This window comes from Flavihumibacter fluminis (genome assembly GCF_021491375.1).
Taxonomy (GTDB): domain Bacteria; phylum Bacteroidota; class Bacteroidia; order Chitinophagales; family Chitinophagaceae; genus Flavihumibacter; species Flavihumibacter fluminis.
Window position 1 is genome coordinate 740,905 of record NZ_JAKEVY010000002.1, and the last position, 14,943, is coordinate 755,847.

At 43.5% G+C, this 14,943-nt stretch carries 13 protein-coding genes; 3 read left to right on the forward strand and 10 right to left on the reverse strand.

Annotated elements, in window-relative coordinates:
• Positions 1–4: 4 nt before the first annotated feature.
• Genes L0U88_RS09460 through L0U88_RS09470 form a run of 3 tightly spaced genes read right to left on the reverse strand, consistent with a single transcriptional unit; the run spans position 5 to position 5,527 of the window.
• Positions 5–2,434, reverse strand: a complete 2,430-nt coding sequence (locus L0U88_RS09460) for an ABC transporter permease (RefSeq protein ID WP_234865804.1) — start codon at positions 2,432–2,434, stop codon at positions 5–7.
• A gap of 45 nt (positions 2,435–2,479) precedes the next feature.
• Positions 2,480–4,837 (reverse strand): ABC transporter permease, encoded by a 2,358-nt coding sequence (locus L0U88_RS09465; protein WP_234865805.1) that lies wholly within the window; start codon positions 4,835–4,837, stop codon positions 2,480–2,482.
• Positions 4,838–4,849: 12 nt separating this feature from the next.
• On the reverse strand, positions 4,850–5,527 hold the full coding sequence (locus tag L0U88_RS09470) for an ABC transporter ATP-binding protein (protein ID WP_234865806.1): 678 nt from the start codon (positions 5,525–5,527) through the stop codon (positions 4,850–4,852).
• 25 nt (positions 5,528–5,552) lie between these two features.
• On the opposite strand from L0U88_RS09470, the gene L0U88_RS09475 reads away from it, so the two are divergent.
• Positions 5,553–5,765 carry a hypothetical protein gene (locus L0U88_RS09475; RefSeq protein ID WP_234865807.1) on the forward strand — a complete coding sequence of 71 codons (213 nt, stop codon included), beginning with the start codon at positions 5,553–5,555 and terminating at the stop codon, positions 5,763–5,765.
• A 66-nt stretch (positions 5,766–5,831) separates the two neighbouring features.
• On the opposite strand, the gene L0U88_RS09480 is transcribed toward L0U88_RS09475, so the two are convergent.
• Positions 5,832–7,082 (reverse strand): efflux RND transporter periplasmic adaptor subunit, encoded by a 1,251-nt coding sequence (locus L0U88_RS09480; RefSeq protein WP_234865808.1) that lies wholly within the window; start codon positions 7,080–7,082, stop codon positions 5,832–5,834.
• A gap of 185 nt (positions 7,083–7,267) precedes the next feature.
• On the opposite strand from L0U88_RS09480, the gene L0U88_RS09485 reads away from it, so the two are divergent.
• Together L0U88_RS09485 and L0U88_RS09490 are read left to right on the forward strand one after the other, a co-directional pair.
• Positions 7,268–8,623: a sigma-54-dependent transcriptional regulator gene (locus tag L0U88_RS09485; RefSeq protein WP_234865809.1), complete on the forward strand. Its 1,356-nt coding sequence runs from the start codon at positions 7,268–7,270 to the stop codon at positions 8,621–8,623.
• The gene (locus L0U88_RS09490) at positions 8,613–9,956 is read left to right on the forward strand and encodes a sensor histidine kinase (protein WP_234865810.1); all 1,344 of its coding nucleotides are present in this window, start codon (positions 8,613–8,615) and stop codon (positions 9,954–9,956) included. Before L0U88_RS09485 ends, L0U88_RS09490 begins: the two co-directional genes overlap by 11 nt.
• Here the strand turns inward: L0U88_RS09490 and L0U88_RS09495 are convergent, their stop codons facing one another.
• From L0U88_RS09495 to L0U88_RS09520, 6 genes are all read right to left on the reverse strand, one after another.
• A complete protein-coding gene (locus L0U88_RS09495) occupies positions 9,957–10,469 on the reverse strand; it encodes a hypothetical protein (RefSeq protein ID WP_234865811.1) in 513 nt (170 codons plus the stop codon).
• Positions 10,470–10,527: 58 nt separating this feature from the next.
• Positions 10,528–11,214 (reverse strand): LytR/AlgR family response regulator transcription factor, encoded by a 687-nt coding sequence (locus L0U88_RS09500; RefSeq protein WP_234865812.1) that lies wholly within the window; start codon positions 11,212–11,214, stop codon positions 10,528–10,530.
• The gene (locus L0U88_RS09505; protein WP_234865813.1) at positions 11,183–12,253 is read right to left on the reverse strand and encodes a sensor histidine kinase; all 1,071 of its coding nucleotides are present in this window, start codon (positions 12,251–12,253) and stop codon (positions 11,183–11,185) included. Before L0U88_RS09505 ends, L0U88_RS09500 begins: the two co-directional genes overlap by 32 nt.
• Before the next feature lie 7 nt (positions 12,254–12,260).
• Positions 12,261–13,034, reverse strand: a complete 774-nt coding sequence (locus L0U88_RS09510) for an ABC transporter permease (RefSeq protein ID WP_234865814.1) — start codon at positions 13,032–13,034, stop codon at positions 12,261–12,263.
• Between the two features lies 1 nt (position 13,035).
• Complete coding sequence (locus tag L0U88_RS09515; RefSeq protein ID WP_234865815.1) at positions 13,036–13,944, reverse strand: ABC transporter ATP-binding protein; 909 nt, start codon at positions 13,942–13,944, stop codon at positions 13,036–13,038.
• 121 nt (positions 13,945–14,065) lie between these two features.
• Positions 14,066–14,935 (reverse strand): pirin family protein, encoded by an 870-nt coding sequence (locus L0U88_RS09520; RefSeq protein WP_234865816.1) that lies wholly within the window; start codon positions 14,933–14,935, stop codon positions 14,066–14,068.
• Positions 14,936–14,943 lie beyond the last annotated feature (8 nt).

The following is a 14,943-nucleotide window of genomic DNA, read 5'->3' on the forward strand; positions in this document are numbered from 1 at the left end:
TAGTTTATTCTGAACGAAGACTTTTGATCGGATTGGTGATGGCTGCTTTTATTGCTTGTCCACCTACTGTTACCAAGGCAATCAGGGCTGCAATGCAACCTGCCAGCAGGAATACCCACCAACCCAGGGATGTTTTGAAAGCGAAATTCTCCAGCCATTTGTTCATGGCATACCAGGCCAGTGGGAAAGCTATAATGGATGCAATACCTACCAGCTTCAGAAAGTCGCGCGTAAGCAGACTCACAATTTGTTGAACGGAGGCACCCAATACTTTTCGTACACCAATTTCCTTATTCCGTTGTTCAGCCATGAAGGCTGCCAGTCCAAATAAACCCAGACAGGCAATCAGGATAGTCAGGATCGCGAAGCTCAACGCCAGCTGTCCAACCCGCTGTTCTGCATCATACATGCGGGAGAAGGATTCATCGAGAAAGCTGTATTCAAACGGCATTCCCGGAGCCATCTTATTCCAGACTCCCTCAATCCGGGTTATTAATGGCTTGATTTGGCCAGTATTCACTTTGAAAGCAATTGACCAGTCGGCCGGATTAAGCCAGAAGGCAACCGGACCAATCTGCTGCTTCATAGACTGAAAATGAAAATTCTTTACTACGCCAATAATTGTGTAGGGGTCAGTTGCTCCACCGTTATTCCCAGCATATAATTTTTTGCCTACGGGATTATCCAATCCCATTAGGGCTGCTGTTGTTTCATTGATGATGATAGCAGCTGAATCCGTTCCAAATTCTTTTGAAAAATTCCTGCCGTATTTCATTTCCATTCCCAGCAGTGGAATATAGTTTTCGTCGATTCCCCAGATTTGCATGTTCAGTCCGGAACTGGAGGTCATTGCTGCCTGGGTAGAAAAAGTCCGGTCATTTCTTGCACTTTCTGCTACTGGCATAAAGCCGCTGTAAGTGCTTCCGGTTACGCCTGATAACTTCATAACTTCATTCCGGAATCCTTGCTTCTGTGTACCTAATGTATAGGTATTGTTGATTACCAATACCTGGTCTTTATTAAAACCAAGGTTTCTGGTTTGTATATAATTTAACTGCCGATAAATGATGATGGTTCCAACAATAAGGATGATAGAGGTAACAAATTGTACGACAACAAGTGTACTTCTCAGGCCAGCTTTGCTGCTTCCTGTACTGAATTTCGATTTCAATACCTGCAGTGGATGAAAAGAAGAGAGGAAAAATGCTGGATAAGTACCAGCGAGTAATCCGACCAGTAAAGGCAGAAGTAAATAAATACTGATTAATCCAGAAGTAAACAGGTCCTGAAGTATAAATTGTTTACCGGAAAGCTCATTGAACAGTGGAAGCAGCAATACTGCGCTCAGTAATGCAATTCCTATTGATACATAGGCCAGCAGTGTGGATTCAGTCAGAAACTGCTTTACCAATGCTCCTTTACCAGAACCCAGCACTTTGCGTATCCCAACTTCACGGGCACGGTTAGCCGATCTTGCGGTTGCCAGGTTCATAAAATTGATACAGGCGATCAGTAATATAAACAGAGCTACTGCGGAGAAAATATAAACATATTGGATATTACCATTTATCGCCAGTTCCGGAAATCGGTTGGAATGCAGGTGTATATCAGTCAGGGCTGTTAAGCTGTATTGTAATTTATTCCCGGACTGCTCAAATTCTTCAATACTTTTAATCTGCATTTCCTGTTGTGCTGCCGGTAACACATGGCGCATAATATATCCCGGGAATTTTGCTTCCAGGCTTGCCGGATTGGTACCTTTTTTAAGCAGCAAATAGGTCTGGAAATTATGGCTCAGGATTTGCCCAAACTTATAACCGCAGTTTTCCATGGCAAACAAAAAGTCTGGGCGATAATGAGATTGTTTGGGTACATCTTCCATTACTCCTGTAATCTTGTAGAGCGTGGATCCATTTTCATTGGTTTCGAGGTTTTTCCCGATTACATCCGTGGTTCCAAAATATTTTTCAGCCATTGAGCGGGAGAGGACTACTGTGTTGGGTTCATCCAAGGCATTTTTTAAATCTCCGGCCACAGCTTTTGCGGAAAAGACATCGAAATAAGTGGAGTCTACATGTGCTACATTAGTTTCATTTAAAAATGCCGATCCCTTTTTGATCATTTTGGCTCCTGAGCTATTATAAATTCGCGTATACTCTTCTATTTCGGGATAGTCTTTTTTTAATAATTCTCCCATGGGATCAGATGCAACTGCCAGATTCAATTCCGTTCCTCCCATAACAATATCTGAATTGATCCGATAGATACGATCGGCATTTTCATGATACTGGTCATATCTTAATTCATTGGTTACATATAACATGATCAACAGAAAACAGGTGAGGCCTGCTGCAAGTCCCACAATATTCAGTGTCGTAAAGAATTTATTCTTTACCAGGCTGCGATAAGCGATTTTCCAATGATTCGTCAACATGTTAATATTTTTATGTCGTTTCATCCACCGGTTGGGTGGCACTCACTATTCTGATCTCAAAGAGGTAACCGGATTTTTTAGAGCAGTACGGGAGGCATTGAGGCTTATGGTAATCCATGCAATGATTGCCACCGCAGCTGCCACCAGCAGAAATACAAAAGGATTGATACTAATACGGTACGCATAATTCGACAACCAGCCATTCATCATCCACCAGGTCACGGGTATGGCAATCAGGAAAGCTAATGCAATGAGAACGGCAAATTCTTTGGAAAGAAGGAGTAACAGTTGCTGTACAGAAGCTCCAAGGACTTTTCGGATACCGATTTCTTTCTTGCGGCGCTCGATTGCGAAGGAGACCAGTCCAAATAAGCCAAGGCAGCAAACAAAAATGGCTAATCCTGAAAATATTACAGCAAGGGTTCCCACCAGTTTTTCATTGTTGAATTTTTCATTGAAAAAGTCATCAATAAAACGGTATTCGAACAGGTAATCAGGGCTTAGCTGATTGTGCAGTTGTTCGATTTTAGCAACTGCTTTTTGAATATCTATGCCTTCCTTAAAGCGTATATTAATGCGGCCGGTCCATCCACCTTCTTGCACCAGCATCATTGGGTCGGGAGCTGCATAGGGTGAGTTGATCACCATATTATCAATGATTCCAACAATTCTTCTCGTTCTTCCAGCCCATTCAATTTCTTTACCAACAGGGTTTTTAATGCCCATTACTTCTATTGCCGCTTTGTTGAATATCACCTGGTGCGTGTCACTTGCAAGGAAGTCGCGACCATCCAGTAGTTTTGCCTGTACTGTTTTTACAAAATCCGCATCAGTGAACATGAAGCCTATAACCAGGTTATCCGATTGGGGCATACCACTCATTCGAATACCGGATGTATAACCGAAGATATCTGTTATCTGGTTACCGGTTCTGTTGACAGATTCCACCCATCCTGTTGCATACAATTCATTTTTAAAAGCAGAAAGTTGCCGGTCTAGCTGAGAAGAGGAGTTCACCATGAGCAGGTTTTCCTGTTTGTAACCAAGGTCTCTTTGCTGAACGAAGTTGATTTGCTGATAGATCAATAAGGTTGCAGAAATCAACAGGATGGATATCGTGAATTGTGCCGTAACCAATACTTTGCGTGGTGCGAGGTTGGCTTTCCCCACTGAAAAACTACCTTTCAGAACTTTTACCGGATTAAAACCAGACAGATAAAATGCGGGGTAACTGCCTGCAATGATTCCAGTTAACAATACAATGCCTCCTCCAAGTAACCACCAAAAGGGATCCTGAAATGGTAAACGGATGGGTTGATTCAAAAGGCTGCTAAAGGGAGGAACAGTTATCCATACTATTAAAATAGCGACCAGGAATGAAGCAATTGCCATTAGTACGGATTCTGCGATAAACTGAAATACCAGTTGGTTGCGCATAGAGCCCAAAGTTTTCCGGATGCCTACTTCTTTAGCTCTTTTTTCTGATCTGGCAGTGGAAAGGTTCATGAAATTGACACAGGCAATCAATAAAATCACTATTGCTATCCAGGTGAAAAGTTGCACATATTGAATCCGTCCGCCAGTATTAATACCCTCCCGGAATTCTTCGTATAACCGCCACCGCTCCATTGGATGAAGTATGATCTCTCCGCGTGTGGTAGGATTTTCTGAGCCGGTTTTCTCTTTGATCAATGCCAGTGTTTTGGCTTCCACTGATTTTTTATCAGCGCCCTCCCGAAGCAGAAAAAAGACACGGTTGCCGCAATTCACCCAATCAGATTGGGCTTCTTTTACCCATTGTGCAGAAGGATTAAAGGATTGGAGCAGGTCAAATTGAACCGTGTTGGTTCGTGCTGGATCTTTTACAACTGCTTTTACATAAACAGTACGGTCATTATTTAATTTCACCGCTTCGCCAACAATGTTGATACGGTTAAAAAGGCTGCGAGCGGTAGATTCTGTAAGCAAAATACCATCCGGATCCTTCAATCCGCCTGGTTCACCTTCCATGAATTCAACAGTGAAAATATCCAGGAACTCAGGAGTTGTGGTCACTGATTGCCGGTTCAATTTCTTTTCTCCAACAGTAAGCTGTACTGAAGAAGGAAAACCTGTCACACTTGCTTTTTCCACTTCTGGTATCGAACTCATTGCTGCTGCCGGAAGCGGAAACATCATATCACTTCCGGTATTAATCTCTCCATTAAAATTCCGGTTCACCATTACATGGTGAATCCGGTCGTATTTTTCATTGTCTTTGTCCCAGGAACGTTCGCTATACACCCAAAGGAAAATGAGCAGGGTAGCAGCCATTCCGATGGATAATCCTGTAATGTTCAAGAAGGTAAAGAACCTGTTTTTGAGCAGGTTTCTGTAAGCCAGTTTAAAATAATTGAAAAGCATATCAGAACTATGTTAGACCATGATATTTTCCATAACTGTCTGACCATCCAGCATCCGGACGATGCGATGGCTGTACCGGGCATCGTGCTCGGAGTGGGTTACCATGATGATCGTGGTGCCCTGCTCGTTCAGGTCTGTTAACAGTTGCATTACTTCATTACCATTGGAAGAATCGAGGTTTCCGGTCGGTTCATCCGCAAGTATCAGTTTGGGATTATTCACTACGGCCCTAGCTACCGCTACCCTTTGCTGTTGTCCGCCTGATAATTGCTGAGGATAGTGGTTACGGCGATGCATAATGACCATTTTGTCCAATACATCCTCCACGATCTTCTTTCTTTCGGCAGGTTTTACCCCGGTATAGATCAACGGAAGCTCAACATTTTCATATACTGTCAGTTCGTCTATGAGGTTGAAACTCTGAAATACGAAACCGATATTGTGTTTTCTGAGATCTGCCCGTTTGCGTTCGTTGAATCCGGCCACCTCAATTCCATTGAATAGGAAGGAACCTGCATCGGGGTCATCCAGGAGGCCCAGTATGTTAAGTAAGGTGGACTTACCGCAACCGGAGGGACCCATGATGGCAACAAATTCTCCTTCTTTAACTTCCAGCGAAAGTTTATTTAAGGCAACCGTTTCTACTTCTTCGGTGCGGTAAATTTTTTCGAGATTACTGATCTTGATCATACAAGGGATGATTTATTATATGGTTGTGAGAATAAAAAGAGGGGAGGACTCTTCCAGCGTGCTTTTAGATTCCTCCTGGACAAGGTTTAATGGTTCTGCCTTACAGGCTGTTTGTTTAAATGGATTTACCGTGCAACGTTCTCCACTCATAAGAGGAGCTGTGCTGGAAATCGCTAAGACCAGCAGCAGAAATATTTTTGTAAGCATGGAAGACATTGTATGGAATTATGAATTATGAATTATGAAGTTTGAAGTAGGAATTAGGAAATAGATGTATTAATTCATACTTCCTAATTCACACTTCTCACTTTAATATGAGTTCCTGGTTATCGCCGAAGTTTTCATAGCTGGAAGTGATTACTTTATCTCCTGGCTGTAGGCCTTCGAGCACTTCATACGTATCCGGACTCTGCATTCCCAACTGCACATTTACCTTGTATGCCATTGTCCCGGCCTCGTTCAGTTTATATACCCAGTTACCGCCGGTTTGCTGATAGAAACCACCTTTCGGTAGCAGAACAGCCTGCTTTTCATCAGAGAGCGCCAACCGGATCTGCAAGGTCTGACCGCGACGTATACCTTGGGGTACTTCCTTTTCGAATTCCATATCCACCTGGAACCGACCACCCGTAACCTGTGTATAAATCTTTTTGATCACCAGTGCATACTCTTTTCCCGCAAAGTTGAACGTTCCACGAAGTCCGGTGAAAATACGGGAGATATAGTGCTCATCTATATCCACCCGTACTTTGTATCCACTCATGACATCCAGTTGCCCGAGTCGCTCGCCTTTGTTTTTAGATTGACCGATTTCTGCATCCAGGGATGTAAGCTGTCCGTCTACGGGTGCTCTCACAATAAGGTCACCCACTTTCTTTCGCATTAATTGCAATGCGTTTTGCATGCGCTCAAAACTTTGCTGCATTTGTGAAAGTTGTTGACGGTTGGAAACAGAATCTTTATTTAAGATATCTACAGTCAGTGCTTTTCTGCGCACCTGGTATTCATAGAGATTTTTGCTCGACTGGTATTCTTGTTTACCGATGGCTTTCTGATTAAAGAGGCGCTCATTAACTCTGTATAAACGCTCCGCCTCTTTCAGTGCATTGTCAACTTCTGCCATCTGATTGAGACGAGTAATGGTATTTTGATCGGCATTGTTTTTTGAAATCTGCATTTGCGTTAATACATTGAATACCTGGGTCTCCTGGTTGGATAAACTCAATTCAAGATCCGTATTGCTCAGCCGGAGAATGGGTTGCCCCTTCGTCATCATCGCACCATCTTCCACATATTTTTCTTCGACCCGGCCACCTTCAGTAGCATCCAGATAGATAGTTGTTACGGGTAATACAATACCATTTACGGGAATATTTTCCTGGAAAACACCTTTGGTGATTTCACTGATGGTAATACGTGCCGGGTCCACATTCAGGCGACTTGCACCCTGGGTGAAATAATAGCTGCCAGCAAGCAGGGCTACCAACGCAACCACACCGCCGATTGTTACCAGCTTTTGGGATGACCATTTCTTTTTTTCGATGACTCTGTCCACGTTCTGAAATTTTTCTTGTTAGGCTCATACAGGTAGTCTAAACCCTGTGCCAAAATGTAAATCATTGATTATCAAAAAATAGTAAACCTATCCTGATCAGGTGGTGTTCGCTTTTGATACAATTACTGTCCGCAATTGAGATATACGTACAGCAGAAATAAATCCTATACTTGTGTCTCTGAATTATGACACTGAAAAACGCATCCATACTGGTAATCGACGATGATACGGATGTACTCACAGCAGTACGTCTGTTACTAAAATCTGAAGTCAAAGAGGTAGTAACGGAGAAAAATCCGCAGGAAATCAATCACCTGGTGCCTGGCAACCGCTTTGATGTCATTTTGTTGGATATGAATTTCAACAGTTCCCTGCATACTGGAAATGAGGGACTCTTCTGGTTGCGTCGTATCAAGGAATTGAAAAGTGATGCAGGAGTAATCATGATAACAGCTTATGGTGATGTAGATCTCGCGGTGCGGTCACTTAAGGAAGGTGCATCCGATTTTGTAGTGAAACCCTGGCACAACGACCGGCTGATCGCTACAATAAAAGAAGTATTAAAAAAGCGGGCGGGAAAAAATGCAGGAGAGCCTGCAGAAGCAAAAACGCTTATTGGATCTGAGCTGTTGGGAGAATCGGAGCAGATGGAAGCGATATTCTACAAAATTGAAAAGATTGCACCCACAGATGCGAATATCCTGGTGCTCGGTGAAAACGGCACCGGAAAGGACCTGATAGCAAGAGCCATTCACCAACATTCCTTACGTGCAGCCGGACCCTTTGTTAAAGTGGATGTTGGAGCGCTCACTGAATCCCTGTTTGAAAGTGAATTATTCGGGCATGTAAAAGGAGCGTTTACAGATGCCCGTGAGGACCGGATGGGGCGATTTGAAGCAGCCAACGGAGGTACAATTTTCCTTGATGAAATTGGAAATATCAGTTTACAGCAACAGGCCAAGTTACTCTCTGTTTTGCAGAACCGAACCGTGACCCGCCTTGGATCCAATAAGGCAACACCAATAGATGTAAGATTGGTTTGTGCCACCAATCTTCCGATTCAGGAACTCGCCAATGAAAACCGGTTCCGGAAGGATCTGATCTACCGCATCAACACCGTCGAAATTATTGTACCACCCCTTCGTAAAAGAGGCAAGGATATTTTATTGCTGGCTGATCATTTTAATGAATTATATAGTCAGAAATACATGAAGCCGCAATTGCCCTTTGATAAATCAGCCCGTGAAAAACTGCTGAGTTATCCGTTTCCGGGTAATGTGCGGGAATTGCAGTATACGATTGAGAGAGCAGTGATCATGGCCGAGGGGGATGAACTGAAGGCAGCAGATCTGTTGTTCTCACCGATTGAATTTGCTGCGGAAGAGGGGGAAGAACCCAAAGAAACCAATTTAAGTACGGTGGAGAAAAATACCATTTTGAAAGTAATCGAAAAACACAACGGAAATATAACCAAGGCTGCTAAAGAATTGGGCTTAACCAGGACCGCATTATACCGTCGACTCAGTAAATATGATATCTGAATTCTGGGAAAATAATAAACTCTTTATCAAGATAGCACTGCTATTTGCTGTGTTGTGCCTGCTTTCCTGGTTGCTGGTGGCTGGGCATTTTCGTTTTCTAATACTGGTAATTCCTGTGGCTGCCTACCTGGTGTATGATTTATACCGCTACCAGAAAAAAGCGGAAGTAGAATTGAAGCAGTTTGTAGAAAGTGTGCATTACCGTGACTTTACACGGTATTTTGACGTGAAACATGCTCCAACTGAATTGCAACCCTTGCGGCAGGGATTTAATGAAATCAACACTGCTTTTAAGGTAATCAGTAAAGAAAAGGAAACCCAATACCAGTATTTGCAGCGAATCCTTGAATTGGTGGATACCGGTATACTTTCTTACGAATTGGCGACCGGTAATGTAGTATGGATGAATGAAGCATTGAAACGAATGTTGCAAATCCCTTACCTGAAATCACTTGATTCGCTTAGCAGGAGAGACTCCGAGTTGGGAGAAGTGGTAAAAAATATCAAACCCGGAGAGGGGAAAATTGCGACCGCGCACAGGGAAAAAGATGCGTTTAAAATCCTGGTCAGCTGTTCGGCTTTTCAAACGGAATCACAAACGTACAAACTGATTGCTTTTCAGAATGTCAGTGAAGCGTTGGATGAAACGGAGAGCAAAGCCTGGCAACGCTTGCTGAGTGTAATGACTCATGAGATCATGAATTCGGTTGCACCGATTTCCTCTCTTGCAGATACATTGAAAAAAAGTTTGCAGAAAGCATCAACTGAGAAATCCGGTAATGGCGGGTATGAGGATCTTGAGTTGGGTATTGAAACCATCAAGCGCAGAAGTGAGGGCCTCTTGCGCTTTGCTGAAACCTATCGTAACCTGAATAAGATCACTAAACTGAACCTTCAGAAAGTACAGGTGCTGGATCTCTTTGTAAACCTCCAACAGCTGATGCAGCCAAAGCTGGAGCAGTTGCACATTGAGCTGGAGATCATATTAAAAGAACCGGGTATCACCATTGAAGCAGATACTAACCTGGTGGATCAGGTCCTCATCAATCTGCTGGTAAATGCAATGGATGCCGTTCGCGATCGTGAGCAACCTAGAATTATCCTATCAGCCAGTAAGGGCCCCAATAACCGGACCCTGCTCAAAGTGGCAGATAATGGCACAGGTATGCCAGCTGAAATCATGGATAAAATATTCATCCCCTTTTTTAGCACGAAAAAAAGTGGTAGCGGGATCGGCCTGAGTTTATGCAAGCAGATCATGATGTTGCACAAAGGCAATATCAGCGTACAAAGTGTGGAAGGCGAAGGAACAGCCTTTATCCTTCAGTTTTGATCAGGCAGATTGCAGAGGCAGTTTAGACTTCAGCCAGCTTTCTTTCACCGGAATAATCCAGTTGTTTTCCAGCTCAGCTTTGGTACCTGCCAGATTATTGAAATAAAGGGTATCCCCGGTTACAAAACCGCCTTGGATCGCTGGAGCCAGTTGTGCCATTGGAATCAGTTGAACTTTATCCTTTACGACAAAAGCAAGCAACTGCCGGTCGAACAGGCTTACGCCAAAGCGTTCTTCAATTGCCTTGATCAGGCGAACCGAGCTGTCAGTTGAACAGCCACTCACTCCAGTTTGGGTTTCATCTGCCATTAACACAATGAACTGACCGAAGAAGAGGGTGGCAAACCCCTTAACTGGCGCGCCATGAGCTTGCCACTGATCGGTGAATGCGGTTAATATCTTTTCAACTTCAAGGGCTTCCATCATACCGAAAAGGCGGTTACTCTGATATATCCACACTCGGGAGCCGGAGTCAAAATTGGCCGGCAGTAAATTTTTGTATTCAAGGTTCATACTGCAAAGTTAGGGACTTGGCCAGAAACAGCAGGGCGGTTCGGTGCTGGTTCGAATATTATCCTTTCAATAATTTGAAAAAAGCTGCACGGTAGGTATCCGATACAGGGATGGAAACAGTTCCAATGCGGATACCATCTTTATCAATGGACTCAATTTTGCTAAGGGAAACCATGTAGGATTTATGTACTCTGCAGATAGAGGTGCCGGCAAGATCTTCTTCCAGTTCACGGAAGGTTTGGAGTGTCATGATTTTGCGGTTGTTGGCCAAATGTAGTTTCCGGTAGTCGCGCATACCTTCGATATACAGGAGTTCATCCAGGTTGATTTTTTCAATCTGATGAGCCGATTTTATAAACAGCCATTTTTTTTCCTGAACAGAAGGTTTGTGCAGATTATTCTTTGCTTTTTCCACTGCCTGGGAAAAGCGCTCAAAGCTATACGGTTTCAGGAGGTAATCAGTAACCTGGAGATCATAACCTTTAAGCGCATAATCTGAGTAGGCGGTAATCAGGATCACTTCAAATCTTTTGCCCGTAGTTTCAAGTAGCTGGATGCCTGAAAGTTCTCCCAGGTTGATATCCAGAAAAACAATATCAATGGAATTTGTTTGCAGGTAAACCAATGCAGCTGCGCCATCTGAGAATTTCTCCCGGATGCTAAGCCAGGGGAAACGTGCAATATAGGTACAGAGCCTGTCCATTGCCAGGGGCTCATCTTCCACTACGATACATTCCAGGTTCATGATCAAATATAAGCAGGTCTACAGAATAGGTTTGATTCTGGTTGGTGATGTTTAACTCATAATTTCCAGGATAGAGCAGTTCCAGTCTTTTGCGTAGTAATTCATTCCCAAGTCCTGAATGATCACCTGGCGTGTTGTCTTTTCGATATTTATTACTGCAGAAAAAATGAATTTGTTTGTCGTCTATATCAATGTTGATAATGATAGGGCTAGTTGCTTTTAATTGTTCACCGTGTTTGAATGCATTTTCTATATAGGATATAAAAAGAACGGGTGCAATGGTTCGGTTGGCAGGGTTTCCTGTAACCTTGTATTGAATAAAATCCGGATTGGCCGTTCGGATTCGTTGCAAATCCAGGTATTGTTCAATGTAGCTGATTTCTTTTTCAAGGGGTATCCACTCCGGCTGCGCTTCATAGAGCAGGAAGCGGAGCAGTCCGGATAATTTATTCAGATAGACAGAGGCTCGTGGGGCATCAGTTTCAATCAGTACATCAATATTATTGATAGTATTGAACAGGAAATGCGGATTGAGTTGGGATTTTATTAAGGCGAGTTCGGTTTGCATGTTTTTCTTTTCCAGGTCCGCTTTGATTTTGATTTCACCATACCAGGTAATGAAACCCCGAAGAATCAATCCGATTACACCGTGAATAATGGCAAGAAGGGAGAGCATTCCCCAAATAATCAGCCATTTATCGAACCTTTCAGTTACTTTCCAGGGGAACCCTGGTAAATACAGCAACAGAATGGGAATAACTCCGCTGACAAGAGCAGCAGCGAGGATTCCAACAAAAAAAGGTACTAATCTTTGTTGCGTTAACCACCGGGGAAATAAAATTGCATAACAGCTGTAAAAACAGATGACGCCTGGAAGGATGGTCATTAGGAGCAACGGACTTTCAAATGCAATGATTTTAAAAGTGGATGAAATTGCCTGTTTGGAACTGGCACTGAGGATGATCAGGAAACTGCTGATCAGTAACAGATACAATATCCAGTATCCTGCATGCAGCAGAATTTTAATGGATCGTTTCATGCAGTGCTTAGGTTTTATCTGCCTTGGTAAGATAAATTATATAACTGATACCTGTAAATAGCAGGCAATATATTGCAGGGAGCCAATGAAAATTAAACTGTGTTGCTCCGATGGTGGATTTGCCGGAAAACTCATAACTGCTGTAGATATAGGGGAGTATATAGCCGTACTTCCAGTTCATGCCTATCATGGAAGCAACATAGAGACCAAACCCGGCTCCGATGGGTATCAGAAAATTCCGGAATTGCAGACTCAGCAGGAACTGAAATGCAACTATCGGTAGCATATCCAGGAAAAATTTAGCATTCCCAAGCAACATTCCTTTGAAAGGGAAGGGGGCTTTTGGAAAGAATACATCCTGATAAAAAACAGCTGGCAAGGTAATCATGCCAAAGGTCGCCAGGTTGAATAAAACAAATCCAAGTAACAGGAGGCTAAGTATCACCGTTAGTTTACTTAAGAAGATAATGCTGTAGGGCAGGGGCGCTGTATGTAGTTGTTTCCAGGTGTTATTCCGGACTTCCACCTGTGCCACAAGGCTGGTAACCAGTATGACGCCCATGGGCAGGAGCAGGTTTCCCATATAGTTCCAGGCTCTTGAGTAGAATTTCGTCCATACAATGGGAGCTGCATTTTCAGCCGGAATGAGTTCATGGTTATAAAATCGGCCTATCAGTAATATGACAGGAATAAGGAGTCCGCCGGTGATGACCAACCACCAGGCGGCGGATCTTTTTGTTTTCATCCATTCAGCCTGAAGGCTTGCCGTCAAAAGTTTCATATTAATTCTGATTGATAAGGTTCATGAAGGTTTGTTCAAGACTGGTTTCTGGTGCGTGTACCTGGAAGAGATCAATTCCTTCTTTCATAAGTTCCCGGTTGATCCGGGCAATTTCCTCACGGGGTAACAAAGGCAGAATCAGAGTGTCCTGGTCCATATCCACCACAATGTTGCGTTGTCTGAGAAAGGTTTGAGCCGCAAGGTTGTCACTGGTCTTATAAAACAGGCTGCAGGCGGCTTGTTGTTGCTGCATGAGTTGGGAAAAAGTTCCTTGAAAAACCAGGCTTCCATTATTAATGATACCGGTATGAGTTGCCAGTTTTTCAATTTCCGACAACAGGTGACTGGAAATAAGGATCGTAATACCCATATTTCGGTTGATAGACCGAAGCAGTTCCCGCATTTCGATAATGCCAGAAGGATCCAGACCATTGGTGGGCTCGTCAAGAATCAATAACCGTGGATTGTGCAGCAAGGCAACGGCGATGGCTAATCGCTGGTTCATGCCAAGCGAGAAAGAAGAACAGCGTTTATTCCCTGTATGTGAAAGCCCGGTAAGTTCCAGTACGTATGAAATCCGATTGGGATTACATTGATAAATCCGTTGATATAACAACAGGTTTTCCCGGGCTGTGAGATGCAGGTAGAGCGAAGGAGATTCAATAAGGGAACCGGTTTGTTGCAGAATGGACAGGCGGTCAAAGTCAAGATCTTTACCAAAGATCCTGACCCTGCCCTTCTGCTTGCGTAGCAGACCCAACACCAGTTTGAGGGTAGTGGTTTTGCCTGCACCGTTAGGTCCGAGGAATCCATATATGGAACCCTCGGGTACCTGTAATTGGATATTATTTAATACTGTTTCCTCTTTTCGGAACTGATAGGAGAGTCCTTCTGTTTCCAGCAGATACATAGTAAAAGGTTGAATGGTTAATGGTATCTGCTGTAAAACTAGGCATGCGTGTTCGCCTTCTGGTAACCAATCTGTAAATGCCTATTTACTTTCTGCAAAAGGGCAAAAAGGTTCTGCAAGTTTAGTCCAGGGTTCCGAATTTTCCAGCCCTGAACTCTTCCATTGCTTCCATTAATTCAGCCTGGGTATTCATAACAAACGGACCATAACTGGCGATGGGTTCATCAATTGGTTCACCACTCATAACCAGGAGCACTGCATCTTTAGAAGCATGTATGGTAATGTCAGTTCCCTCCTGACCAAATAATGCCATATGATGTTCAGGGACAGTGGTGCCGTTTACTGCTACCTGGCCATGAAGAATAAGAATGGCGGTAGTATGACTTTCATCGATGGATGTCCTTAAATCAGCCCCCTTTTTTAAGCGGATATCCCACAAATTGACTGGCGTGTAGGTGTTTGCCGGACCTTTAATTCCGTTATAATTGCCTGCTATAACCCTGACAACACCCAGGTCTTCCGATAAAGTAACCTCTCTGATCAATTCATTTGTTAATGCCTGATAATGAGGTGCTTCCGTTTTGAAACGGGCTGGAAGGTTCACCCATAACTGGATCATTTCAAACTTGCCCCCCTTACTGCTGAATTCCCGCTCATGGTATTCCTTGTGTAGAATACCCGATCCGGCTGTCATCCATTGTACTTCACCCGGATAAATGATGCCATGATTACCTGCACTGTCGTGGTGTTCGACCGCACCCTGGTAAGCAATCGTAACTGTTTCAAATCCTTTGTGCGGGTGCACATCCACACCACGCAGGTGTTGGGATGGGGGGAATTCAAATTCCGCCGCAAAATCAAGCATCAAAAAAGGGCTGATCCTTCTTTGGGATATAGGTCCACCGGGGAAATAATGATAAACACGAAAACCGTCTCCAACCATGCCCGGGTGCACTGGTCTGGATATAATTTTTTCAATTGCTTTTTCCATGATAGATT